We start from the raw sequence: 24,570 nt of genomic DNA, 5'->3' as shown, positions 1-24,570 counted from the left end.
GGTCTCGTCGTGAGTCGTTCGATTAAAAAGTAACCTGCGGCTTTACAGGGCTGCAAAGTCGAAGGATTGATACTGATCTGTACCAATGCCGGCAAAGCTCAACATCGCCGGCAGTTGCCGGGCGAACCCTTGGTAGCCATGGTCGCCACCGGCCTGGATGCGCAAGGCACAGGCCCGGTAATACTGTTGGGCGAGGCGATAATCCAGGGTTTCATCCCCGGTCTGCAACCACACCTGGTAACGCGCGGCGTCCTGCGGGGCTGGCACTTCCAGTTCGGCCAGGGCCGCAACGTGGTCGTGGGTCAGCTCCCAGGTTTCATCGGTATAGAGGTTCTTCTGGGTCCCCAGGTAACCGTCAAACATCCGATGCGGGCTGACCGCCGGGTTGACCAGCAGCGCCTTGAGGCCATGGCGTTCGGCAAGATGGGTTGCATAGTAGCCGCCGAGTGAGCTGCCTACCAGCAGCGGCCGCCCCAGCTGCGCAATCGCGTCTTCCAATTGAGCAATTGCCTTGCGCGGGTGGTGATGCAGCGCCGGCACGCGCAATTGGTCAGCCAGGCCGAGGCTGTCCATCACGGCGATCAACTGACTGGCCTTGTTGGAGGCTGGCGCACTGTTGAAACCGTGGATATACAAAATCGAAGCAGACATGCCGGGCTCTCCGTGCGTCAGCCAAAGAGGCGCAGTTTACAGGGATCGGGGTGGTGTGTGAGGCCCCTATCGTCCAGTCAGAGAAGAACCCATGTGGGAGCGGGCTTGCTCGCGAATACGGAGTGTCAGTCAATACATCGGGTGACTGATACACCGCCTTCGCGAGCAAGCCCGCTCCCACATTTTTAATCAGTGTTTGCAGGGTTTAGTAACCGTTGCTGCCGTAATCGATGGTAAACGCGAAGCCTTCGACCCGCTCTACGCCGGTCTCCAACCGCCCGTCGGCGTGCAGGCGCAGCCAGCGGTAACCCGGCGCTTGCTCGCTGACCTTGAAGTCTTCGCTGCCCGGCGCGAACTGAATGCAGGTGGACGGCGACGCCAGCAAGCGCACCCCGTTGCGATCGCGGTCGATCTCCTGATGCACATGGCCCCAGAGCAGCGCCTTGACCTGCGGAAAGCGCTCGAGCACCGCAAACAAAGCCTCCGGGTTGCGCAGGCCGATGGGCTCCATCCACGCACAGCCGATGGGCACCGGATGATGGTGAAAACACACCAGATGATGACGGGCAGGCGCCTCGCTCAAGGCCTGGGCAAGCAATTGCAGTTGCTGATCTTGCAAGTAACCGGGCACTGAGCCTGGAACAGCCGAATCCAGCAAGGTGACGCGCCAGTTGCCAATGTCGACGACCGGTTCCAGCAAATCACTGTGTTCGGCGGCGAGGGCCATGATCTGCGGCTCGTCGTGATTGCCGGGAATCCAGCGAGCCGGCGCGTCGATCTGTCGGGTCAGGTCGCGAAACTGTTGATAGGACTCAAGCGTGCCGTCCTGGGACAGGTCGCCGGTGGCCAGCAGCAAATCGATCTGCGGCTGTTGCGAGCGCACCAACCCGATCACTCGCTGCAGGCTTTCGCGGGTGTTCATGCCCAGCAGCGTGCCATCGGCCTCGGCATACAGGTGGCTGTCGGACAGCTGCACCAGCAGCGCTGGCGCATCAGGGTTCACGGTGGATACGCTCGGCAAGGCGCTCTCCCAAGGCAATCACAGAAAAGGACAGGTGGGCGATTATGCTAGGGCAGGACGCAAAGAGGAAAGACGCAGTTCACATCTACCGCACGACTTCAAACTCATGGCCCAGGGCCAGGCAGTGGCTCAGCCATTCACCGAGGAACACATTGAGCTGTGCTTTCTCATCGGGTTGGTGCATGAACACGTTCGGGTAAGGATAGATGCTGCGAAAGCGCCGCGCATGTTCGGCGCTGATCACTTCGGCCATGCGCGCATCGTGGTAGACCTGCACCTCCAACTGCGGCACCGGCAGCCACGGCAGGCTGTGCTCCTGACGCACGCGCAGGGTGGTGGTGTACGGGCAGTTGACGATGACTTCAAGAGTCAGCACGCCAAGCATCTGGTCGCCGTGGGTCACGGCAATACGCCGCGCCTCCGGGGTGTGGCGCATGTCGGGCAGCAAGCGCATCAGCCGCGCATAGTTGGCCTCGCAGGCGGCTTGCAACCCGATCAGGTCAACGCGATATCGTTCCCGTGCCTTTACTGCCATAACCCCCTCACTTCCGCGCGATTAAGCGCAAGCCATTGCAGGGCGATAATGCTGGCTGCGTTGGAAATTTTGCCGTCACGCACCGCTTGCAGGGCATCTTCGAAAGCCCAGGTGGTGACGCGGATATCTTCTGCCTCTTCTTCCAGTCCATGGACGCCACCGGCCCCGGTGCTGTCGCAACGGCCCAGGTACAAGTGGACAAATTCGGTACTGCCGCCGGGCGATGGGAAATATTTAGTAATCGGCCACAGCGCGGAGAATGTCAGCCCAGCTTCCTCCTCGGCTTCGCGGTGTGCAACCTCCTCAGGTTCTTCATCCTTGTCGATCAGGCCGGCAACCATTTCTATCAGCCACGGGTTGTCGGTACGGCCCATGGCGCCCACGCGGAATTGCTCGATCAGCACCACTTCATCGCGCTGCGGGTCGTAAGGCAACACGCACACCGCGTCATGCCGAACAAAGACTTCACGGTTGATCACCCGGCTCATGCCGCCATCGAATTTCTCGTGGCGCAGTTGCACGCGATCAAGCTTGTAGAAGCCCTTGTAGGCATTGTCGCGCTGAACAATCTCGATTTTGTTCGGCGTCGATTTAGCAATGTCCGTCATATTCTTCCTCGTTTACGCGGGTGCAATTCGCGCCATCCTAACGCGCCCTTGCCACTTGATGCAGCCCCTTTCCAGTTGCCGGGATAGACGGCGGAGGTCAAACTCACTCTAATCAGCTTAGTGGCGAACTGACGGCTCTGTTCGCAGTCGAAGCGCTACTCTTTTTCGCTTTCCATCGATTTCCGAAGGACGCACATGTCGCTTTTAAAAATCGCCTCCGTGGCTTGTATTGCCTTGACCCTGGGTGCCTGCCAGAGCCTGTTCCAGCCCAGCTACCTGAAGCCGCTGGACACCAAACCGGACGCCTCCGAACAGATCAAACCCGGCTGCGGCAGCCCTGACTGCCCGCTGGTGAACATTGATACCGTGCACTTCCCCAGCGAGCCGCAGCTCGACACGATTGTGGAGCAACGCCTGCTGCAAATGACCCGCACCACGCCCGGCGCCAGCGTGCCGCCGACGCTGAATGCCTACCGGGACAAGTTCCTGCGCGAATCGCCGGACCGCAACAGCATGTACTTGCAGGCCAAGGTACGTGACCAGCATGACGGACTGGTGATCATTGAAGTGTCCAGCTACCTGGACACCGGAGCCGCCCACGGTGAGCCCGGCCGCGGTTTCATCAACTATTCACGCCTGCAGCACAAAGAGCTGAGCCTGACCGACATGCTGCTGCCGGGTCAGGAACAGGCGTTCTGGAACACCGCGAAAGTCGCCCACAACAGCTGGCTGATCAATTCGCAGATGGACCGCGACCCGGAATTCGTGAAGAACTGGCCGTTCCAGAAAACCCCGAACGTGGCCCTGACCAGCGACGGCGTGGTGCTTAAGTACAACGTGGCCACCATTGGCCCGTACGCATTGGGGCTGATCGAAATGACCATCCCCTATGCGCGTCTGACGGGCGTGCTCAAGCCTGAACTAATGCCCGCGCGCCACTAAAGACCCGGCCCAGTATCAACTGCAACAGCCCTGCCAGCACCAGCGCCGGCAGGGTCGCGCCGATATCCGGATACAGGTTGGCCAGCACGTGATACGTGGCGATGCCACCCAGCCAGGCCACCAGCGCCGTCCAGTGCAGGTTGCCAACTGAACCCTGGCCACGGCGGCGCAGGATAAAGTGATCCACCAGCACCACGCCGAACAGCGGCGCGAATACCGAGCCGATCAGCAACAGGAAGTTCTGGTACTGCGCCAACGGCGCGAAGCAGGCGATCAGCGTGCAGATGACGCCGATGGCCAACGCCAGGTGTTCGACCTTCCAACGCAGCAAAATCCCGCTGGAGACTGCCGCCGAGTGAATATCGGCAAAGGCGTTTTCCGACTCGTCCAACAGGATCAGCAACAGCGGAATGCCCAGGCCCGCACCGGCCAGCGCCAGCAACAGCGCATTCACTTCACCGCTTGGCGCGAACGCCAGGGTGTAGGCCACGCCGAGGCTCATCAGCCAGAAATTGCCGATAAAAAAGCCCAGCGCCGTCCCGCCGAATACATTTTTTGCGCGTTTGCCGAAGCGAGAGTAATCGGCAATCAACGGCAGCCACGACAACGGCATGGCGATGGCGATATCAAAACCCACCGCAAACGGCATCGAGCCGTCACCGGATTTTGCCCACAACGCGGCGAGGTCGGCCTTGGCGAACAGGTTCCAGGTCAGCCACAGGCAGGCGGCCAGCAGCAGCCAGATGCCCCACTTGCGCAGGATCTGGCGCACAAAGGTCAGCGGGCCACTGACGGCCAGTAACGTCGCCAAACCGCCGAAAAACAGCGTCCACAGCAAAGGACTCGCCAGCAGGCTACCCTCGCTGAATGCTCGCGTGCCCAGCAAACTGGCGGCGTCGCGCATCACGATGATTTCGAATGAACCCCAGCCGACCAGCTGCAGCAGGTTCAGCAATGCCGGCAGGCTGGCGCCCTTGGCGCCGAGGCTGAGTTTGAGCGCGGCCATGGCGGACAAGCCCGTGTCGCTGCCGATCACGCCAACGGCGGCCAGCAACAGCACGCCCACCAGCGTGCCGAGAAAAATCGCCAGCAGCGAACCGGACAAGCCCAGGCCCGGTGCGAGCAAGGCGCCGGTTTGCAGGACCATCAGGCCGATGCCAAGGGAAAACCACAGGGAAAAGAGATCGCGGGCGCCGAAGACGCGTTTGTCGCTCGGCACCGCTATATCGGGGGAGTAGGTACTCGGTTGAATGCTCAAGGGTGTTATCTCTGAGGGGCATGTGTTGTTTGCTGGATCGCTATCGCGGGCAAGCCCGGCTCCCACATTCAACCGCATTCCAAAGGTAGAACTGGATCAAATGTGGGAGTCGGGCTTGCCCGCGAAGAGGCCCCTACAGGCGCCCGCAATCCCGGATCAGAACTTTTTGTACAGCTGACTGCCTTCCACATTCGACCGCATTCCAAAGGTGGAACTCGATCATGTGGGAGTCGGGCTTGCTCGCGAAGAGGCCCCTACAGGCGCCCGCAATCCCGGATCAGAACTTTTTGTACAGCTGACTGCCTTCCACATCCGACCGCATTCCAAAGGTGGAACTCGATCAATGTGGGAGCGGGCTTGCTCGCGAAGAGGCCCTTACAGGCGCCCGCAATCCCGGATCAGAACTTTTTATACAGCTGACTACCTTCCACATTCGACCGCATTCCAAAGGTGGAACTCGATCAAATGTGGGAGTCGGGCTTGCCCACGATGGCGGCGGTACGGGCATCGCCGCCTATGGATCAGACCTTCTTATAAAGCTGACTACCTTCCTGCTTGAACCGCTGCGCCTGTTCGGCCAAACCCTTGGCCACGTCCACATCCACCGCTTCAATGCGCTGGTTGGCCGCGTACTCACGCACTTCCTGGGTGATCTTCATCGAGCAGAATTTCGGCCCGCACATCGAGCAGAAGTGCGCGACCTTGGCCGAGTCTTTCGGCAAGGTTTCGTCGTGATACGAGCGCGCGGTGTCCGGGTCCAGCCCAAGGTTGAACTGGTCTTCCCAGCGGAACTCGAACCGCGCCTTGCTCAAGGCGTTATCGCGGATCTGCGCTCCCGGATGTCCCTTGGCCAAATCCGCAGCGTGCGCCGCGATCTTGTAGGTGATGATCCCGGTCTTCACGTCATCCTTGTTCGGCAGGCCCAGGTGCTCTTTGGGCGTGACGTAGCAAAGCATCGCGCAACCGAACCAGCCGATCATCGCCGCGCCGATACCGGACGTGATGTGGTCGTAGCCCGGCGCGATGTCGGTGGTCAGCGGGCCGAGGGTGTAGAACGGCGCCTCGTCGCAGCATTCGAGCTGCTTGTCCATGTTCTCTTTGATCAACTGCATCGGCACGTGACCGGGGCCTTCGATCATGGTTTGCACGTCGTGCTTCCAGGCGATCTTGGTCAGCTCGCCCAATGTTTCCAGCTCACCGAATTGCGCGGCGTCGTTGGCGTCGGCAATCGAGCCCGGACGCAGGCCGTCGCCAAGGGAGAAGCTGACGTCATAGGCCTTCATGATTTCGCAGATTTCGTCGAAATGCGTGTAGGTGAAGTTCTCTTTGTGGTGCGCCAGGCACCACTTGGCCATGATCGAACCGCCACGCGAGACGATCCCGGTGACGCGCTTGGCGGTCAGCGGCACGTAGCGCAGCAGCACGCCGGCGTGGATGGTGAAGTAATCGACGCCCTGCTCGGCCTGTTCGATCAGGGTGTCGCGGAACAGCTCCCAGGTCAGGTCTTCAGCGGCGCCGCCGACTTTTTCCAGGGCCTGGTAGATCGGCACGGTACCGATCGGCACCGGCGAGTTGCGGATGATCCACTCGCGGGTTTCATGAATGTGTTTGCCGGTGGACAAGTCCATGACAGTGTCCGAACCCCAGCGAATGCCCCAGGTCAGTTTCGCCACTTCTTCTTCGATGGACGAACCCAAAGCGCTGTTGCCGATATTGCCGTTGATCTTCACCAGGAAGTTACGGCCGATGATCATCGGTTCCAGTTCGGTGTGGTTGATGTTGGCCGGGATGATCGCGCGGCCACGGGCGATTTCTTCGCGCACAAATTCGGGGGTGATGATTTTCGGCACGCTGGCGCCGAAGCTGTGGCCGGCGTGTTGCTGGTCGAGCAGGCCGCTGGCGCGGGCTTCTTCGAGCTTCATGTTTTCGCGGATGGCGACGTATTCCATCTCGGCGGTGATGATGCCTTTGCGCGCGTAGTGCATCTGCGTGACGTTGGCGCCGACCTTGGCGCGGCGCGGGTTTTTCACGTGGGCAAAACGCAGCGCGGTGAGTTCGGCGTCGCTCAGGCGCTGTTGACCGAAGTGCGAGCTCAAGCCCGACAGGCGCTCGGTGTCGCCACGCGACTCGATCCACGGCGAGCGCACATCGCCCAGGCCTTTGCGCACGTCGATGATCACATTCGGGTCGGTGTACGGGCCGGAGGTGTCGTAGACCACCACGGGCGCGTTGATTTCGCCGCCGAAGTCGGTGGGAGTCACGTCCAGGCTGACTTCGCGCATCGGCACACGAATATCCGGACGAGTGCCTTGCACGTAGATTTTTTGCGAGCGGGTAAACGGCTGCACGGAGCCGGAGTCGACCTTGGCCGATTCACTCAAGTGCACGGTGGTTTTCAGTTTTGTACTTTTTATTTCTGTGCTCATCACGGGCTCTCCAACTATCCAGGCGGTGGATTTTTGTCGGAGCGAACCTGTGACGGATGGACGCACTGAAACCAGTGCTGTGCAAGGCACGAGGGCTGTTCGATTGTCGAACAACATCCCGGACGAAGCACAAGAGGACTCGCCGGGTGACGAGAAATCTTGTTCCCTACGCAGGCGCTAACCTGATCAGGTTCAACGGGATCCGGTATTTACCGATCTCAGCCTTCCAACAAGGCACCCCGACAAGAACGCGGCCAGTCTAGACCATGGCGTGGGCAAATTGCCAATGGCGGTGCATTCAGCGTGATGAATGGCGTGATTGCGGGATTGTTGCGCCGGGTCAGCAACACTACACTCGGTTGCCGCCACAATGGCTTGACGCCAGAAATGGCCAGCCTTAGCCTTGGGCGCTAAATTATCGCCGTAATATTCACACTAGGGATCGCCTCATGCTGCGCAAACTCTCACTGGCTCTTGCCGTGTCTTGTGCGACCAATGGAATGGTCTGGGCAGCTGAAGCGCCCTTGTCCGCCAAAACCGATTTGGTCAGCGTCTACCAGGAAGCGGTGAACAACAACGCCGACCTGGCCGCCGCCCGCGCCCAATACGGCGCGCAGAAAGAAGTGGTGCCCCAGGCCCGTGCCGGCTTGCTGCCAAACCTGTCGGCCGGCGCCGACAGCAATAATGTGCGCACCCAGATCGACCGGCCGGCGGCCACCGCCAACCGTGATGCGCACTCCTGGCGCGCAACCTTGAGTCAGCCGCTGTTCCGTGCCGACCGCTGGTTCCAGCTGCAAGCCGCCGAAGCCGTCAACGAGCAGGCCTCGCTGCAGCTCTCGGCCACCGAACAGAACCTGATCCTGCAAAGTGCCGAGAGCTACTTCGCGGTGCTGCGCGCCCAGGACAACCTGGCCTCGACCAAGGCCGAAGAAAACGCCTTCAAGCGTCAGCTCGATCAGTCCAACGAACGCTTTGACGTGGGCCTGTCGGACAAGACCGACGTGCTGCAATCCCAGGCCAGCTACGACACTGCCCGCGCCAACCGCATCGTCGCCCAGCGCCAGGTGGATGACGCCTTCGAAGCGCTGATCACCCTGACCAACCGCGAGTACAACGCCATCCAGGGCATCGTGCACACGCTGCCGGTGCTGCCACCGGCGCCGAATGATGCCAAGGCCTGGGTCGAGACGGCCGGCCGCCAGAACCTCAACCTGCTGGCCAGCAACTACGCGGTCACGGCCGCCGAAGAAACCCTGCGCCAGCGCAAGGCCGGCCACTTGCCGACCCTCGATGCGGTGGCGCAATACGAAAAGGGTGACAACGACGCGCTGGGTTTCAGCAACCCGAATCAACTGCCTATCCCTTACGGCGGTGATGTGTCGCAACGCACCATCGGCCTGCGCCTGAACATCCCGATCTACAGCGGCGGCCTCACCAGCTCGCAAGTGCGCGAATCCTATTCACGCCTCGACCAGAGCGAGCAACAACGCGAAGGCCTGCGCCGCCAAGTGGTGGAAAACACCCGCAACCTGCACCGCGCGGTGAACACCGACGTGGAACAGGTGCAGGCACGCCGCCAGTCGATCATCTCCAACCAGAGCGCGGTGGAAGCCACGGAAATCGGGTATCAGGTGGGCACGCGCAACATCGTCGACGTGCTGGACGCACAGCGCCAGCTCTACTCGTCCGTGCGCAACTACAACAACAGCCGCTACGACTACATCCTCGACAACCTGCGCTTGAAGCAGGCGGCGGGCACGCTGAGCCCGGGCGATTTGCAGGACCTGACGCGCTACCTCAAGGCTGACTACAACCCGGACAAGGACTTCCTGCCGCCGGACCTGGCCAAGGCCGCCGCCGAACAGCTCAAGGCCCGCCCCGGCTACTGAAAACACCTCAAAACCAATGTGGGAGCTGGCTTGCCTGCGACGCAGACACCGCGGTGTATCAGTTACACCCAGGTGATGCTATCGCAGGCAAGCCAGCTCCCACCTTTGGGTCAGCGTTGAATCAGTCTGTCCAGGCCATCCAGCAGGCGCTTGAGCGCGCCCTGGTTGGCCTGCATCACTGCCAGCCCCGCCTGCGCCATCTTGCGCGCGTCCTGCGGCAGCTCGAACAGCTGCCGCACCGCCTCGGCCAAGCCCTGGGCATCATCCACTTCGCGCAACGCCCCGGCCTCGCGCATCATCGCGCTGATTTCGAGGAAGTTGAACAGGTGCGGCCCCATGATCACAGGCTTGGCCAGCGCTGCCGGCTCCAGCGGGTTATGCCCGCCCGTGGGCACCAGGCTGCCGCCGACAAACGCGCTGTCGGCCAGGGCGTAGAGAAACAGCAACTCGCCCATGGTGTCGCCGAGCAGCACCGACGTTTGCGCGGTCACAGGCTCGCCACTGGAACGGCGCACCGTGGCAAAGCCTTGTTGCCCGCACAGCTCGAACATCGGGCCGAAGCGCTCCTGATGACGCGGCACCAGAATCAACAATGCATTGGGATAACTTTCGAGCAGCTGGCGATGCGCAGCCAGGACCACGTCGTCTTCGCCTTCGTGCGTGCTGGCGGCGATCCACACCGGGCGCTCGCTGGCGCCCCATTGCTCACGCAAGGCGGCAGCCCGCACCGTCAGCTCGGGGTCGATGGTCAGGTCGAACTTGATCGAGCCGGTCACCTCGACGGTTTCCGGGCGTGCGCCCAGGCTCAGGAAACGCTGGGCTTCAGTGCGCGTCTGCACCGCGAACAGGCTCATTTGCGCCAGCATCGGCGCCGTCAGCTTGGCTAACCGTGCATAACCCTTGGCCGAACGCGCCGACAACCGCGCATTGGCCAGTGCCACTGGAATACCGCGCTGGGCACAGGCGTGAATATGGTTGGGCCACAATTCGGTTTCCATGATCACGGCGAGCTTAGGTTGCACGCGATCTAGAAAACGCTTGGCCGCGCACGGCAAGTCATACGGCAAGTAGCAATGCTGTACGCGCGGCTCATTGGCGAACAACGCCTGAATGCGCTCGGACCCGGTGGGCGTCATGCAGGTGACGGTGATCGGCAGCGTCGGATGCCGCGCCATCAGCCCGCGAATCATCGGCGCGGCGGCGATGCTTTCACCTACCGATACCGCATGCACCCAGATCCCGCCCGGCTGCATCACCGGCAGGCCATAGGAAAACCGCTCGCCGACGCGCTTGGCGTAGGCCGGCGCCTTGCGCGCACGCAGCCACAGACGTAAAGCCACCAACGGCAGCGCCAGGTAAAACAGACAGCTATAGAGAGTTCTATTCATGGCGGCGGAGTTTATCGGCTTTTTCAGTCGATCGCCTGCAAGCACTCGGCAAATCGTGCAGCCAGAAAGCGCGCTGCGGGACCGAGGTGCTCGTCACGGCGCCAGACCAGTTCCACCACCAGCGCGGGCGGTGTCCATTCACTGTCCAGCTCAACCATTTGTTGTTGATAGGTGGGGTACTGCACGATGTGCCGCGGCAGCCAGGCCCAGCCCAAGCCACTCATCAGCCATTCGGCCAGCACGTAGAAACTGTCGGCGCGCCACACCAGCGGGCTGGCGGCCTCACTGCCGGGGTAGACGCTGGTCTGGGTCGACATCAACAGTTGGCGAAACTGCGCCAGATGCTGGCAGGTCACGTACGGTTGCTTGGCCAGCGGATGATTCACACCGCACACGGTGACCATTTCCACACTGCCCACCACCCGCCGCTCAAGCGCCTCAGGGATTTGGTCGTGATAAAACAACAGGCCCAGGTCGGCCTTGCGCTCCACCAACTTGCGCGCCACATCGCCTTGAGCAGCGCTGGAAAGCTGCACCTCCAGCTGCGGGTATTGCCCGGCGAGCGCCTCGAGGCTGTCGAGTACCGGCTGGAACAGCATGGCCTCGTCCTGGGCCAGGCGCAGGCAGGCTTCCTCGCCACGCGTCAGTGACAGCGCGCGGCCATTGAGCCGTTCACACTGGCGCAATACCTCACGGGCTTCCTCCAGCAACACACTGCCGGCTTCGGTCAGCCGGGGCTGGCGGCCGCTGCTACGCTCAAACAGGCTCAGCCCCAGGTCTGCTTCCAGCAGCGCGATACCGTTGTTCACCGCCGATTGCGCCTTGTGCTGGTCGCGGGCCACCGCCGAAAACGAACGCTGTTCGGCAACGCTGACAAACAGGCGCATCTGGTCCAGGTTCCACTGCACGCTCATGGCTTAACCCATCTTGAATTCGGATAGGTAATGACTTTATCCCATCTGCCGAAGCGTTAGAATGCTGACCTTATTCAAGCACGTCACACACCGAGGATTACCCCATGAATGCCGCCTACCTCTACCTGGCCATCGCCATTTGCTCGGAAGTGATCGCGACCGTGTCCATGAAAGCCGTCAAAGGCTGGAGCACACCGCTTCCCCTGGCGCTGGTCATCGTCGGCTATGGCATTGCGTTCTGGATGCTGACCCTGGTGGTGCGCACCGTGCCGGTGGGCGTGGCGTATGCGGTGTGGGCCGGCATGGGCATCGTGATGGTCAGTGTCGCCGCGCTGTTCATCTATGGGCAAAAGCTCGACCTGCCGGCGATGCTGGGCATGGGCCTGATTGTGCTGGGCGTGGTGGTGATTCAACTGTTCTCGAAAACCGCCGGGCACTGACCGCCACTCAACAGCCTGTATACTGCGCCTCTTGTCTTGAACACTGAGGTCGCCGATGCCATCCGTTATTTCCACCGACGTTCTGATTGTCGGCGCCGGGGTTGCCGGCCTCTGGCTTAACGCGCGCCTGCGCCGCCAGGGGTTTTCCACGGTGTTGGTGGAAAGCGCCACGCTGGGCGGCGGGCAAAGCGTGAAGTCCCAGGGGATCATCCACGGCGGCGCGAAATACGCCCTGCACGGCGCGCTCACCGGCGCGTCCGAAGCGATTGCCGACATGCCGCGCCGCTGGCGCGAGGCGTTGGCGGGTGATGGCGAACTCGATCTGTCCGGCGTGCGCCTGCTGTCCCAAGCCCATTACCTGTGGTCGCCCGGCACACTCGCCGGCAACCTCACCAGCTTCTTCGCCAGCAAGGCCGTGCGTGGCCGGGTCGACCAGGTCAAGGGCGACGAATTGCCGCCGGCCCTGCAGGACCGCCGCTTCAAGGGCAAGGTCTACCGCCTGGCCGAACTGGTGGTCGACGTGCCAAGCCTGATCGAGCGTCTGGCCCAACTGGCGGGTGACGGTTTGCTCGCCGGCCAGCACATCGAACCGCTGCGCGATGGCGACACCCTGGTGGGTTTGAAGGTTGACGGCCGCGAGATTCGCGCCCAGCGCATCGTGCTGAGTGCCGGTGGCGGCACGGCAGATCTGCTCAGCGCCCTGGGCCTGAGCCAGCCCGCCATGCAAAAGCGCCCGCTGCATATGATCATCGCCAAGGGCCCGGGCTTGAAGCCGCTGTATGCGCACTGCCTGGGCGGCGGCACCAAGCCGCGCCTGACCATCACCACCCACCCGGCCGCCGATGGCAACTGGGTGTGGTACATGGGCGGCGATATCGCCGAGGCCGATGGCGTGGCGCGCACACCTGAAGAACAGATCGCCACCGCGCAAAAAGAGCTGGCGCAATTGCTGCCGTGGATCGACATGAGCCAGACGCAATGGGCGACCTTGCGGGTGGACCGTGCCGAGCCGCTGCAGTCGGGCCTGACCCGCCCCGACAATGCGTTCCTTGCCGAAGAGGGCCGCCTGCTGGTGGGCTGGCCGACCAAACTGGCGCTGGCGCCAGACTTCGCTGACCGCGTACTCAACGCCCTGCAACGCGACGGCATCCAGCCGAGCGCCAACAACGACGCCCTGCCCGAGCTGCCAAAACCAGCCCTCGGCCAACCTGCCTGGGAGCACCTGTTGCCATGAGCCTGCCCACCCTGCACGACCTGCATCGCCCCTTGGGCAGCACCGGCCTGCTGGTGTCGCCACTGGGCCTGGGCACCGTAAAACTGGGCCGCGACCAAGGGGTGAAATACCCCAACGGCTTCCAGATTCCTGATGATGAAGAAGCGCGCATGCTGCTGCGCCAGGCGCGCCAGCTGGGTATCAACCTGATCGACACCGCACCGGCTTACGGCCGCAGCGAAGAACGCCTGGGGCCGCTGTTACGCGGCCAACGCAATGACTGGGTGATTGTCAGCAAGGTCGGTGAAGAGTTTGCCGATGGCGTGTCGCAGCATGATTTCAGTGCGGCCCATACGCGGATGTCGATCGAGCGCAGCTTGAAACGACTTGAAACGGATTTTATCGACCTGGTGCTGGTGCACTCCGATGGCAATGACCTGCATATCCTCAATGATTGCGAGGTTTACCAGACCCTGGCGGAGCTGAAAAAAGAGGGCAAGATTCGCGGTTTCGGCTTCTCCGGCAAAACCGTCGAAGGCGGCGTGAAGGCTCTGGAACAAGGTGATTGCGCAATGGTCACCTACAATCTGAACGAACAGAGCGAGAAAACCGTCATTGATTACGCCGCTGCCCATGGCAAAGGCATCCTGGTGAAAAAAGCCCTGGCCAGCGGCCACGTGTGCCTGGAACCTGGAATGGATCCAATTCATGCCAGTTTCATGTTGTTGTTTGCGCAAACGGGCGTCGCCAGTGCTATTGTCGGGACCATTAATCCGCTGCACCTGGCCCATAACGTGGCGACCGCTGCCAAGGTCATTCGTCAACTCTGATGCCGCCGACGCGGCCGACCCCGTCGCAAGAAGGAGCCGACATGCCGCGCACGCTTATTAGAAAAAACCCCAGCAACTTTAAAACACTGCCGCTGCACGTCGAAGCCACCCCCGAAGGCCTGAGTTACCAGAGCGTGGGCATGCCGCTCAACTTCGCCCAGACCCTGCAACGGCGCAAGCCGGTGGAGGTGGCGGACCCCGAGCGTTTCGCCCTGGAACTGGCGAATCTGGGCGTGTCGGTGCGACTGACCCTGCACTGGCAAAACAAGGATTACTGGGTGTTGGTACGCCAACGCCGTCAGGACCGTGGGGACGTGGTGCTCAAGCTGATCTCGGGCTATGTGCCGGCCCACGAATTGAACCTGCCGCTGCACACCGCCATCCAGGAAATTGCCGAAGAATGCCTGCTGGAGACGCCTGAAGGCTGGCTCGGTGGACGCTTCAACGACACCTGGCTGCCGGCGCCCTACTCCACCGCCCTGCATTACCGTGAAGCACTGCCGTTCCGGCTGAGCCCTTTGTCGGGCGCCGCCCGCCCGGTGCGCTGCGCGACCACGCAATTGATCGAGCGCCCGCGGGCCTACGTGCACCTGCCGACGGCGTCGCTGCAATTGATTTATGACTTGCGCCTTGAGGTGCCGAAGGAAGCCAAATCCCTCAGCCTGTTTCATGTGGATGAGCGACTTGAAGGCGACCAGCTGGTAGCCCGGCTGGACCGCAAGCGCCCGGACTTGTACCTGATGCCGCTCAAAGATGGCCAGCCTGTAGCAGAGCTGTACACCGTCAAGAAAGACCAGCTGTATCCAGCCAGCACACGCGGTTTATACCTGGCCGAAAGCTTTGCTCAGCAAGACGGCTGGCTGGTACGTGATGAGCGGATTCGCTGGAAGGATTGGCTCAGGCAACAAGGCCTGGCCCTGCCTGAAAAAGAGTCGAAACTGAAGCGATTGACCGGCAAGGCGCGGCAGATGCTGCGCAAGATTGTGCCGAAGAAAAAAGCCAAGGGGTGAAACCGCTCTAATCTGGGCGCTGGCTTGCCCGGCACCCAGATAAAGCGGCTCCCCCCTTTGACGGTGTTCAGCCCGTAAGCAACCGCTCCAGGCCCACCTTCAACGGCGTAGGCTCAGGCAGCGTGAAACTCGCCAACAGCCGCTGGTTATTGGCCCGCGAATGCCGAATATCCCCCGAGCGGGCCGGGCCGTAAGTGATCGTCGGCAACTGACCCACGACTTCTTCCAGCGCCTGCAATACCTGCTTGAGCGTGGTGGTGCGGTTCCAGCCTACGTTGATCGCACCCAGCGGCGCGTCGGGCGCTTCGATGGCCTGTACCAGCACATCGACCAAATCTTCCACGTACATGAAATCGCGGGTTTGCTCGCCATCACCAAACACGCTGATTGGCACACCCTGCTGCACGCGCTCGCTGAAAATACTGATCACCCCGGAATACGGCGAGGACGGATCCTGGCGTGGCCCGAAGATGTTGAAGAAGCGGAAAATCACCGGCTCCAGGCCATGCTGGCGGCGGTAGAAATCGAAGTAATGCTCACCGGCCAATTTGTCCGACGCATAAGGTGTCAGCGGCGCCTTGGTGGTCTCTTCGTCAATCGACGCGCCCTCACCATTGTTGCCGTACACCGCCGCGCTGGAAGCAAACACCACGCGCTTGACCCCGGCCTTGCGCATCGCTTCGCAGACATTCAGGGTACCGACGAAGTTGCTCTGGTGAGTGCTCACCGGGTCATCCACCGACGCCTGCACCGAGGCCACTGCGGCCAGGTGCACCACGGCGCTCACGCCAACGGCGGCTTGCGCCACCAGCTCGGCATTGGCGACATCACCTTCAATCAGCTGCACACGCGGGTTGCCCAACGCCAGGTTGCTGCGCTTGCCGGTGGACAGGTCATCGAGCACCCGCACGGCATAGCCTTTGGCAAGCAACGCATCAACCAGATGCGAACCGATAAAACCGGCACCGCCGGTGATCAGGACCCACTTATCAGCGTTACTCATTGTTGCGGATCTTCTCGACAATGGCGGTGGTCGAGCTGTTCTCGACCAGGCCGAGCACCTTCACCTTGCCGCCGTAAGCGCCGACGATATCGGCACCCACCACCTGGTCAACGGAGTAGTCGCCGCCCTTGACCAACACATCGGGCTTGACCTGGGCCAGCAGGTTTTCCGGAGTGCCTTCAGAGAAGCTGATCACCCAGTCCACCGCGCCTAGACCGGCCAATACTGCCATGCGCCGATCAACACTGTTGATCGGACGACCCGGGCCTTTCAGGCGGCTGACCGAAGCGTCGTCATTGACCGCCACGATCAGGCGATCGCCTTGGGCTCGCGCCTGCTCCAGGTAGGTCACGTGACCGGCGTGCAGGATGTCGAAACAGCCATTGGTGAACACAATGCTTTCGTTGTGGGCACGCGCATCGTCAATCGCCAGCAGCAATTGCTCGATGGTCAGCACACCGCGCTCGGAGCCTTCGGAGCGCTGGATAGCCCGGCGCAATTCCGGCGCGCTGATGGCCGCGGTGCCCAGCTTGCCGACCACAATGCCCGCCGCCAGATTGGCCAGGGCCACGGCGTGGGGCAACTCCTCACCGGCTGCAATCGAGGCGGCCAGCGTGGAGATTACGGTGTCGCCGGCGCCGGTAACGTCGAACACTTCACGCGCACGCGCCGGCAAGTGCATCGCCGGGTGGCCCGGACGCAGCAGCGTCATGCCGTGCTCGCCACGGGTCACCAGCAAGGCGCCCAGGTCGAGGTCGGCCATCAACGTGGCGCCCTTGGTCACCAGCTCGTGCTCGTCGGCGCAACCGCCGACGATGGCTTCGAACTCGCTGAGGTTGGGCGTGATCAGGCTGGCGCCCCGATAAATCGAGAAGTCCTTGCCCTTGGGATCGGCCAGTACCGGAATGTTGCGGGCCTTGGCGGCCTGGATCAGCATCTGGTGGTTCTTCAGGGCGCCTTTGCCGTAGTCGGACAAGACCAGCACCTTGATGCCTTCAAGCAACGTGTCGACTTGCTCGCTCAGTGCCAGGGCGTCGGTGGCGAAGGGTTCTTCAAAATCAATACGCAGCAATTGCTGGTGACGGCTCATGACCCGCAGCTTGACGGTAGTCGGCTGATGGGCAATGCGCTGGAACAGTGCGCGCACGCCGGCACCGCGCAGGCTGTTGGCCAGGCTGTCGGCGGCTTCGTCGTCGCCGGTCACACCCACCAGGGAGGCCGGGGCGCCGAGAGCGGCAATATTGAGGGCAACGTTGGCAGCGCCACCTGGACGGTCTTCGATTTGCTCGACCTTGACTACCGGTACCGGTGCCTCAGGGGAAATCCGTGAGGTTCCGCCATGCCAGTAACGGTCGAGCATGACATCGCCGACCACCAAGACAGGGGCTTGATCGAATCGCGGCATGGACAACTTCATGGAGCAACCCACATACAAAATGAACAGGGGCGCGATATTAGCACAGGGTTACAGGAGGCTTGTGGAGGGTGTGCACAGAAGATAGTGCGACGGGCCTGCCATTGAATCCACCGAGGAACACATGTGGGAGCGGGCTTGCCCGCGATGGCGGTGAATCAGTCGAAACATCGGTGACTGATACTCCGCTATCGCGGGCAAGCCCGCTCCCACAAGGTTTTAGGTGATGTCGGCCGCGACCGGCGCGTCCAGGCCCATGGCATGCAGGCGGGCGTAATAGCCGTTCTGGGCCAGCAGCTCGGCGTGGGTGCCGCGCTCGACAATCCGACCGTCGTCCATCACCAGGATCAGGTCGGCCTTCTCAATGGTGGAGAGGCGATGCGCAATCACCAACGTCGTGCGGCCCTGCATGACTTTGTCCAGCGCAGCCTGGATGTGCCGCTCGGATTCGGTGTCGAGGGCCGAGGTGGCCTCGTCGAGAATCAACAGCGGCGCGTTCTTGAGCAACGCCCGCGCGATTGCCAGGCGCTGGCGCTGGCCGCCGGACAACAGCACGCCATTTTCGCCAACCTGGGTGTCGAAACCCTTCGGCAACTGGTCGATGAAGTCTTTGGCATAGGCATCCGCCGCCGCCGCTTCAACGTCCGCGCGGGGTGCACCCGCCAGGTCGCCATAGGCGATGTTGTTGGTGACGGTGTCGCTGAATAAGGTCACGTGCTGGGTGACCTGGGCGATGTGCCGGCGCAGGTTGAGCAGCTTGTAGTCTTCGATCTCTACGCCGTCGAGCAGGATTTCACCGCTCTCGTGGTGGTAGAAACGCGGAATCAGGCTGGCCAAGGTCGACTTGCCGCTGCCGGAACGCCCCACCAGCGCGATCATCTGCCCAGGCTCGGCGGTGAAGCTGATGTCCTTGAGCACATGGCGTTCGGTGCCTGGGTAGGTGAAGTTCAGGTGACGCACTTCCAGGCGGCCGCTGACCTTGTCGCGCTCAACGGTGCCGCGGTCGATTTCCTGCTCTTCGTCCAACTGCTCGAAAATGCTTTCAGCGCCGGCCACGCCTTTCTGGATGGTCGAGCTGACTTCCGACAATTGACGGATCGGCTTGGGCAGCAAGCCAGCCAAGGTGATGTAAGCCACCATGTCACCGGCCGATGCGTCACCGCGAAGGTAAAGCACCAGGAACATCAACACTGCCATGGCGGTGTAGATCACCAGTTGCAGCAACGGGGTGTAGATCGCCCCGGTGCGGGTCATGCGCAGTTGCTTGTCGGTGTTGCCCTGGCTGGCCTTGAGGAAACGCTTCTCCTCGTAGACTTCACCGCCGAAGCTGCGCACCACACGGTAGCCCTGGATGGTTTCCGACGCGACGTGAGTCACGTCGCCCATGGCCACCTGGATCTTCTTGCTCTGCTTGCGGAATTTCTTGCTGGCCGTGCTGACCATCACCGCAATCAACGGCAGGATGGCGATCATCACCAGCGTCAGGCGCCAGTTCATGAACAGCAGCGAGGCGAACAGGAAGATCACCGTCATGCCTTCGCGGATCACCACCTTGATGGCGTCGGTCGCCGCACCCGTGACCATGGTCACGTTAAAGGTGATGCGCGAAATCAGGTGCCCGGAGTTGTGGTTGTCGAAGTATCGGTTGGGCAGCGTCAACAGGTTGTTGAACAACTGCACGCGCAGGTCGTGCACCAGGCCCAGGGAAACCTTGGCCAGCAGGTAGTTGCCCAGGAACGAACCCAGGCCCTGCCAGGCTGCGATCAGAATGATCAACAAGGGCACGGCTTGCAGCAATTGCAGGTCACGCAGGAACGGTACGCTGGGGAACAGCACCGCTTCAGGGTTGGACAAACCGTCGACGAAGTACTTGAGGATGTACCCCAGCATGGGCTGGGTCGACGCGAAAATCAGAAATCCGACAATACTCAACGCGAACAAGCCGGCATAGGGCTTAACGTACATGAGCAGGCGGAAGTATATTTTCAAGCTCGAAGGGCTTGCGCTCGGACTGGAGTCGGTCATATCACGCGGCGTTTTGAAAAAGGAGGCTGACTTTAGCACAGCTTCTCTGTTGTACTTGCACCCGGTATGACCCTCGGCCTGGTTGGATCCAGCCGACGACATTATATAGCCACTACTTTAAGATGGTCGGCTTTCTCTATTCTGGAATGGCTTTTCTGTATGCACTCCAAGCGCCTTATTTATGGCTCAAATCGCGTTTTCGACTTCCTGGTCCTATGGATTTTGCCCATTGGCTTGTTGTTGCTTCTGAGTTCATTGTTCTACGTCACCAACCGCAACGTCATGCACCGTCTCTACTACGGCTTTTTCAGTGTGCCGACCTTGTTCCTGCTGTGCCTGCGCCCGCGGGAAATCAAAGAACTGCTGCGCGAACCTTTGATCATTGCGCTTCTGGCATTTTGCGCCTGGGCACTGATCACCGTGCTGTGGAGCCCGCAACCCACCGGCGATTCCAACCTGTTCAAGGTGCCGCTGCAAACCTTCATGCTGTTTGCCGGCTGTGGGCTGTTGCTGCACTACCGCAGCGAGCTGTTCAAACCGATTTTTTTCAGCGCCGCCGTGATTGCCCTGGTGGTGTGCCTGTTCAACCTGGTGGCATTCGCCAAAGGCTTCGTGCCCGGCGTGAGCGTGCGCATGATCGGCGGCCTGGGTGCTCTCGATAACCCGCTGCTCAGCTCCCATCTGTTCGGCTTTTTCTGCATCTATTGGCTGTATGTCTGCATCACCACCCAGCGCTTGCAGGTGTTGTTGTTCAGCGCGCCTGCGCTGGCGGTCATGACGCTCGCGGTGCTGGCCACCGGCTCTCGCACGCCGCTGGTTGCGCTGACGCTGGCCGCCGTGTGGATGGCGTTTGTCAGCCGCAATCGCCGCTCGGCCCTGATGATCGCGGTCCTGGTGCTTGGCGCTGCAGCGCTGCTGCTGTTTTATCCTGAAGCGATTACCGAGCGTGGCAGTTCATACCGTTTTGAATTGTGGGGCATGACCCTGCAGCGTATCGCCGACCATCCGCTGATCGGCCACAGCTACGACTCCGAACTGTCCTTGATCGTGGACGGTTACGAACTGATGGAGCCGCACAGCTTTGCCCTCGGCGTGCTCTATTACGTCGGCATCATCGGCTTTATCCCGTGGATCTTCATGCTCGGCTGGGGCCTGTACAAAGGTTTCAAAGAGCGCGCACAACCGCTGTTTCTGCTGACGTCCGCCCTGCTGGCCTACGGCATCGGCGCCGGTCTGACCGAAGGCGGCGGGATCCTGTCGCGCCCCAAGGAGCATTGGTTCCTGCTGTGGATTCCGCTGGCGCTGATCGCCGGCCTGAGTATCGCCAAGCGCCGTCACAGCCTGCTGAGCATGCGTGTGCAAACGCCCGCACCGCTGGCGTTCGACGCCCTGCGTAAAGGCGCTGCCGTCATCGAGGAAGATGGTCTTGGGCCCAAGGTCCTGCGTCTTGAGGATGGCAGCTTCCTCAAGCTGTTCAGGGCGCGCCGCTGGTACACCTCCGGGGGCTTCAATCCGTATTCGGAACGCTTTGCCAGCAACAGCGAACACCTGCAGCAACTGGGTATCGCGTCACCGCGGATTCTCGATGTGTATAGCTTGCGCGATGGCAGCAGTGCCGTGCGCTATCAGCCACTCCCCGGCCTGACCCTGCGCCAGGCGCTGCAAAGCCTGGACAGCAGCCTGCGAGAATCGCTGATCGAACGCTTTGGCAGGTTCATGGCCCAGTTGCATGAACGCGGCGTGTACTTCCGCTCGCTGCACTTGGGCAACGTTCTGCTGATGGATGATGGTGAGTTCGGCCTGATCGACGTGGCCGACATGCGCCTTTATCCCTCGCCGCTGCGCAACACGCTGCGCCAGCGCAACGTGAAGCATATGCAACGCTACTCGCAGGACCGCAACTGGTTGTTCGAAGCGCACTTTGAACAGTTGGCCAGTGGCTATGCGTTGGTTGCGTCGCCGCAAGCCACGGTCAAAATCCGTGAGCACGTGCTGACCCTGGCACGCCCCGCCGCTTGAAGCACGCCAAGTGCGCCCCGGCGAGGGGCGCACACAGGGTGTGTCAGTCTTTTTCCAGCGGCGAAAAATACAGCCGCGCCAAACCACGCCAGGTTTTCTTGTTCCAGGCCCGAAACGGGATCTGCGCCAACAACTCTCGCGCCAACGCGCGATTGCGGTTGGAGGTCTTGAGGAACATGGAGCTGAGAAACTTGTAACGCACCTCGTCATAGAGCGGGTGGTCACTGAACAACGCGTAAGAACGCAGGATATTGTCGATCATGAATCGGTGGTTCTTGTACGAGTTGGTGGCGTGCTTGCGGTAGCGGGCCATGACCACGTTCAGACCATCGATGAAGTACCCGGCACGGGTGATCTTCAACTCGATCAACAAGTCTTCCAGACGAATCTCGGGGTCAAATCCACCGACCTTTTCCAGCGCCTCACGCCGAATCATCAGCGTGGGTGCCGGCGGATAGGGTTTGCGCTCCAGGAACATGTCATCGAAGTCCAGGCGCCGAAACGGCACGTCGCGGCGCTGGCGCTTCTCGGGAAGCAGTTCGCCTCGCGAATCGATCAGCTCGATGTTACCCGCACAGATACCCACTTCCGGCTTGCCGTCCATGTAAGCCACCTGAGTCGCAATGCGCTCTGGCTTCATGATGTCATCGGAGCCGAACGGCACGATCAGCGGGCCGTGGGAGCGTGCAATAGCGCCATTGAGCGTATTCGTCAGGCCTTGATTCTGCTGGACGCGAAAGTCGAACGTGTAGCGCTCCTGCAGGCGGCGGATGCGCTCGACACTGTCGTCTGTCGAGCCGTCATCGATCACCAGCAGTTCGATGTTGGGGTAGGTCTGGTTCAACACACTGAGGATGCTTTCCTCGATGTACGGGCCGTGGTTGTACGAGGCGATGATCACCGTGACCAAGGGCTGACTCTGGTTCATACGCTGTTCCTGCGTGCTTGGGCCAACCCGGACTCGATCAGCTCCAGGTATTGCTGGCGGAACACCTCAATGTCATGTTGCGCCTGAAGGTACTGGTAAGCCTGGTCGCCCTTTTGCGCGAGCGCCTCATCGGACAGCGCCAGATAGGTGTCCAGCGCCTGGGTCAATTCGGGCACGTTGGCCGGCTCCACCGCCAGGCCACCGGCACCTTCAATCAGTGGCAGCATGGCCGGCACACTGGAGGCGATCACCGGCAGGCGGCCGCTCATGCCTTCCAGCAGCGCCAGGCCCAAGCCTTCAGCCAGCGAGGGCATGGCCCAGATATCGAAAGCGCGCACGTACTGCAGGGCGTTTTCCTTGAAACCCAGCAAGTGCACCCGCCCATCAAGGCCAAGGCTCTGGATCTGCGCGGCCAGGTTGGCCTGCTCACGCCCCGCGCCAATGATGGCGAGTTGCGCCGCAGGGTATTTATCCTTGAGCGCTGCAAACGCCTGCAGCAAATAGGTGTGACCCTTGACCGGAACCAGACGCCCCAGGGCGCCGATCAACCGCACCGAAGGGTCGATGCCCAGTAACTCACGCGCGCGTTCGCGCGAATGCTGCAAGCCTTCGGCCTGCTCGATGTCGATGGCGTTGGTAATCGCGTAGGTATTGCTGTCGGTAAACCCGCACTGGCAGTCCAGCAAGTACTGTTTGACCGCCGGCGAAACCCCGACAAACCGCCAATGCTCGTCGATCCAGCGCTGCGCCTGTTTACGGCGGTAGAGACGGTCATACTCGCCAAAGCCGTGGGAGATCCCGATACACAGTGGAATCTTCAACCAGCGGTTGAGTTGCAACATCATGTTGACCGGCTTGAAGCGGTTGCACACCACCACGTCAAACTGTTCCTTGCGGCAGAACTTATACATCTGCCACATGGCGCGCAGCCTCAAGCCCTTGAGCGCCTTGTCGGAGAAATCGAAGTAGACCGACGTTGCCGCCCGGCTGACCGGGTCCGCAGGCCCGGGTCGGCCACGCAAAAACGCGGCGGTGACTTCGTAGCGGTCCGCAGGCAATGCCTTGACGATCTGTTCGGCCAGGTCGGCAAAATCATGGGATTTAACATTGTAGTCAGGCTGCAATTGCAGGACCTTGAAACGCCGACTCATAACTCTCCTCGATGGAAACCTGTGGCATCAACGACCCACGACGGTTCAGCCGCCAGCGCCTCGACGTACTCGCTGTCGGGCTCCGGTAACCGTGGCCACTGATTACGCTTCCAGCAGACAAAATGGAAATAGGGAAATTCGCGCTCGCCATCCAGGTCATTGGTGAGGCGACCGTTATTCCAGAACCACTGATGCGGGAAGCGATCACTGCCGTCGTGCCATTTGATCACACCGCCCGGCGTACTGAACGCCTCGGTGAACTCACTGCGGCGGCGCCAGGGATTGAGCTTGCCGACCAACTCGAACAACGGTTTCGGAAAATTCTTGCGCCACAGGAAAATCCTGCTGAACGCGCCTTCATCCAGCGCATGATGCGCCTGATCGGTGAAACGCGCTTCCCAATCCTTGATCTGCATGAACACCTGGCGCTTTCTGGCGGTATTGCGCATCAGGCACAAATGGCCGGCGACCCGTCGTTCGTGGGTCGAGAACAAATCATAGCCAGCCAGTCGGTCGGGCGTGAAATAGCGGCGCAGGTCGCCGTAAATAAGGTCCAGGTCGCCGAACGCCCAAAAGTCATACCCCTCGAGGCGATCGGCATGGATATGCCCCAGCGCAGGCTTGATGTCACACAACTTATAAGCCGCTTGCGGGGCAAACGGGATGTTCAACCGTTGTGAAACCAACGCGCAGTAATCGGCAAAGGTAATGCTTTCAATCCTGACGTTGTCCGGAACATTGCTCGGTATCGGGCAGTCGCTGAACAACAGCCAGTCAATATCTGCATTGTGTCGGCAGCTTTCGAGAAAAAACGGCATCCAGAATGGCCAGCGGCCAAAGTACGGAATGAGGAAGAGGATGCGGGGGCACTGATTGATCAAAACGGACTCACTGTCATTTTTTAC

General features: G+C 61.2%; 21 protein-coding genes and 1 riboswitch. Of the genes, 7 read left to right on the top strand and 14 right to left on the bottom strand.

Features of this window, described 5'->3' with window-relative positions; all coding sequences use genetic code 11:
- Nucleotides 1-42 precede the first annotated feature (42 nt).
- The 4 genes from ABWL43_RS02495 to ABWL43_RS02480 form a co-directional block, all read right to left on the bottom strand.
- Nucleotides 43-651: a YqiA/YcfP family alpha/beta fold hydrolase gene (locus ABWL43_RS02495; RefSeq protein ID WP_404486574.1), complete on the bottom strand. Its 609-nt coding sequence runs from the start codon at nucleotides 649-651 to the stop codon at nucleotides 43-45.
- 205 nt (nucleotides 652-856) lie between these two features.
- Nucleotides 857-1,672 (bottom strand): 3',5'-cyclic-AMP phosphodiesterase, encoded by an 816-nt coding sequence (gene cpdA / locus ABWL43_RS02490; RefSeq protein ID WP_145160121.1) that lies wholly within the window; start codon nucleotides 1,670-1,672, stop codon nucleotides 857-859.
- A gap of 85 nt (nucleotides 1,673-1,757) precedes the next feature.
- Nucleotides 1,758-2,207: a DUF1249 domain-containing protein gene (locus ABWL43_RS02485; RefSeq protein WP_003209507.1), complete on the bottom strand. Its 450-nt coding sequence runs from the start codon at nucleotides 2,205-2,207 to the stop codon at nucleotides 1,758-1,760.
- Nucleotides 2,198-2,815, bottom strand: a complete 618-nt coding sequence (locus ABWL43_RS02480; protein ID WP_145160119.1) for an NUDIX domain-containing protein — start codon at nucleotides 2,813-2,815, stop codon at nucleotides 2,198-2,200. The genes ABWL43_RS02485 and ABWL43_RS02480 overlap by 10 nt, the downstream gene beginning before the upstream one ends.
- A gap of 195 nt (nucleotides 2,816-3,010) precedes the next feature.
- On the opposite strand from ABWL43_RS02480, the gene ABWL43_RS02475 reads away from it, so the two are divergent.
- Nucleotides 3,011-3,757, top strand: a complete 747-nt coding sequence (locus ABWL43_RS02475; RefSeq protein ID WP_242198933.1) for an RsiV family protein — start codon at nucleotides 3,011-3,013, stop codon at nucleotides 3,755-3,757.
- Here the strand turns inward: ABWL43_RS02475 and cytX are convergent.
- Nucleotides 3,726-5,015 carry a putative hydroxymethylpyrimidine transporter CytX gene (gene cytX / locus ABWL43_RS02470; RefSeq protein ID WP_404486571.1) on the bottom strand — a complete coding sequence of 430 codons (1,290 nt, stop codon included), beginning with the start codon at nucleotides 5,013-5,015 and terminating at the stop codon, nucleotides 3,726-3,728. The two genes, ABWL43_RS02475 and cytX, sit on opposite strands and share 32 nt — an antisense overlap.
- 521 nt (nucleotides 5,016-5,536) lie before the next feature.
- Nucleotides 5,537-7,441 carry a phosphomethylpyrimidine synthase ThiC gene (gene thiC / locus ABWL43_RS02465; protein WP_404486569.1) on the bottom strand — a complete coding sequence of 635 codons (1,905 nt, stop codon included), beginning with the start codon at nucleotides 7,439-7,441 and terminating at the stop codon, nucleotides 5,537-5,539.
- A gap of 146 nt (nucleotides 7,442-7,587) precedes the next feature.
- Nucleotides 7,588-7,693: riboswitch (TPP riboswitch) on the bottom strand.
- Nucleotides 7,694-7,890: 197 nt separating this feature from the next.
- On the opposite strand from thiC, the gene ABWL43_RS02460 reads away from it, so the two are divergent.
- Nucleotides 7,891-9,330 (top strand): TolC family outer membrane protein, encoded by a 1,440-nt coding sequence (locus ABWL43_RS02460; protein WP_404486567.1) that lies wholly within the window; start codon nucleotides 7,891-7,893, stop codon nucleotides 9,328-9,330.
- Nucleotides 9,331-9,440: 110 nt separating this feature from the next.
- Here the strand turns inward: ABWL43_RS02460 and waaA are convergent, their stop codons facing one another.
- Nucleotides 9,441-10,718 carry a lipid IV(A) 3-deoxy-D-manno-octulosonic acid transferase gene (gene waaA, locus ABWL43_RS02455; protein WP_404486565.1) on the bottom strand — a complete coding sequence of 426 codons (1,278 nt, stop codon included), beginning with the start codon at nucleotides 10,716-10,718 and terminating at the stop codon, nucleotides 9,441-9,443.
- 23 nt (nucleotides 10,719-10,741) lie between these two features.
- The gene (locus ABWL43_RS02450) at nucleotides 10,742-11,632 is read right to left on the bottom strand and encodes a LysR family transcriptional regulator (RefSeq protein ID WP_404486563.1); all 891 of its coding nucleotides are present in this window, start codon (nucleotides 11,630-11,632) and stop codon (nucleotides 10,742-10,744) included.
- Between the two features lie 104 nt (nucleotides 11,633-11,736).
- On the opposite strand from ABWL43_RS02450, the gene ABWL43_RS02445 reads away from it, so the two are divergent.
- Genes ABWL43_RS02445 through ABWL43_RS02430 form a run of 4 tightly spaced genes read left to right on the top strand, consistent with a single transcriptional unit; the run spans nucleotide 11,737 to nucleotide 15,125 of the window.
- Nucleotides 11,737-12,072 (top strand): multidrug efflux SMR transporter, encoded by a 336-nt coding sequence (locus ABWL43_RS02445; protein ID WP_106577597.1) that lies wholly within the window; start codon nucleotides 11,737-11,739, stop codon nucleotides 12,070-12,072.
- Between the two features lie 55 nt (nucleotides 12,073-12,127).
- A complete protein-coding gene (locus ABWL43_RS02440; protein ID WP_242198923.1) occupies nucleotides 12,128-13,306 on the top strand; it encodes an FAD-binding oxidoreductase in 1,179 nt (392 codons plus the stop codon).
- On the top strand, nucleotides 13,303-14,115 hold the full coding sequence (locus ABWL43_RS02435) for an aldo/keto reductase (protein ID WP_262209729.1): 813 nt from the start codon (nucleotides 13,303-13,305) through the stop codon (nucleotides 14,113-14,115). Before ABWL43_RS02440 ends, ABWL43_RS02435 begins: the two co-directional genes overlap by 4 nt.
- 41 nt (nucleotides 14,116-14,156) lie before the next feature.
- Nucleotides 14,157-15,125 carry a metal ABC transporter ATPase gene (locus tag ABWL43_RS02430; RefSeq protein ID WP_404486560.1) on the top strand — a complete coding sequence of 323 codons (969 nt, stop codon included), beginning with the start codon at nucleotides 14,157-14,159 and terminating at the stop codon, nucleotides 15,123-15,125.
- 67 nt (nucleotides 15,126-15,192) lie between these two features.
- On the opposite strand, the gene ABWL43_RS02425 is transcribed toward ABWL43_RS02430, so the two are convergent.
- The 3 genes from ABWL43_RS02425 to msbA all read right to left on the bottom strand — a co-directional run bounded on the left by ABWL43_RS02425 (nucleotide 15,193) and on the right by msbA (nucleotide 19,567).
- Nucleotides 15,193-16,128: an NAD-dependent epimerase/dehydratase family protein gene (locus tag ABWL43_RS02425; protein ID WP_145160105.1), complete on the bottom strand. Its 936-nt coding sequence runs from the start codon at nucleotides 16,126-16,128 to the stop codon at nucleotides 15,193-15,195.
- On the bottom strand, nucleotides 16,121-17,545 hold the full coding sequence (gene hldE, locus ABWL43_RS02420) for a bifunctional D-glycero-beta-D-manno-heptose-7-phosphate kinase/D-glycero-beta-D-manno-heptose 1-phosphate adenylyltransferase HldE (protein ID WP_145160103.1): 1,425 nt from the start codon (nucleotides 17,543-17,545) through the stop codon (nucleotides 16,121-16,123). The genes ABWL43_RS02425 and hldE overlap by 8 nt, the downstream gene beginning before the upstream one ends.
- 216 nt (nucleotides 17,546-17,761) lie before the next feature.
- Nucleotides 17,762-19,567 (bottom strand): lipid A export permease/ATP-binding protein MsbA, encoded by a 1,806-nt coding sequence (gene msbA / locus ABWL43_RS02415; protein WP_145160101.1) that lies wholly within the window; start codon nucleotides 19,565-19,567, stop codon nucleotides 17,762-17,764.
- A gap of 159 nt (nucleotides 19,568-19,726) precedes the next feature.
- Here msbA and ABWL43_RS02410 point away from each other — a divergent pair, with 159 nt between their 5' ends.
- Entirely contained in the window at nucleotides 19,727-21,586 is a 1,860-nt protein-coding gene (locus ABWL43_RS02410; protein WP_369301589.1) for an O-antigen ligase family protein, read from the top strand.
- Between the two features lie 43 nt (nucleotides 21,587-21,629).
- Here ABWL43_RS02410 and ABWL43_RS02405 read toward each other — a convergent pair whose 3' ends face one another.
- The 3 genes from ABWL43_RS02405 to ABWL43_RS02395 are packed head-to-tail and all read right to left on the bottom strand — an operon-like array spanning nucleotide 21,630 to nucleotide 24,546.
- Nucleotides 21,630-22,514: a glycosyltransferase gene (locus ABWL43_RS02405; protein WP_404486557.1), complete on the bottom strand. Its 885-nt coding sequence runs from the start codon at nucleotides 22,512-22,514 to the stop codon at nucleotides 21,630-21,632.
- On the bottom strand, nucleotides 22,511-23,665 hold the full coding sequence (locus ABWL43_RS02400) for a glycosyltransferase family 4 protein (protein ID WP_404486555.1): 1,155 nt from the start codon (nucleotides 23,663-23,665) through the stop codon (nucleotides 22,511-22,513). The genes ABWL43_RS02405 and ABWL43_RS02400 overlap by 4 nt, the downstream gene beginning before the upstream one ends.
- Nucleotides 23,662-24,546, bottom strand: a complete 885-nt coding sequence (locus tag ABWL43_RS02395; RefSeq protein WP_242198901.1) for a DUF6625 family protein — start codon at nucleotides 24,544-24,546, stop codon at nucleotides 23,662-23,664. The genes ABWL43_RS02400 and ABWL43_RS02395 overlap by 4 nt, the downstream gene beginning before the upstream one ends.
- Between the last annotated feature and the right edge of the window lie 24 nt (nucleotides 24,547-24,570).

The sequence above is a fragment of the Pseudomonas sp. HT11 genome, assembly GCF_044875395.1.
Taxonomy (GTDB): Bacteria; Pseudomonadota; Gammaproteobacteria; order Pseudomonadales; family Pseudomonadaceae; genus Aquipseudomonas.
Note: the sequence above shows the minus strand (reverse complement) of the source record. Positions and strands in the feature narration are given on the sequence as shown.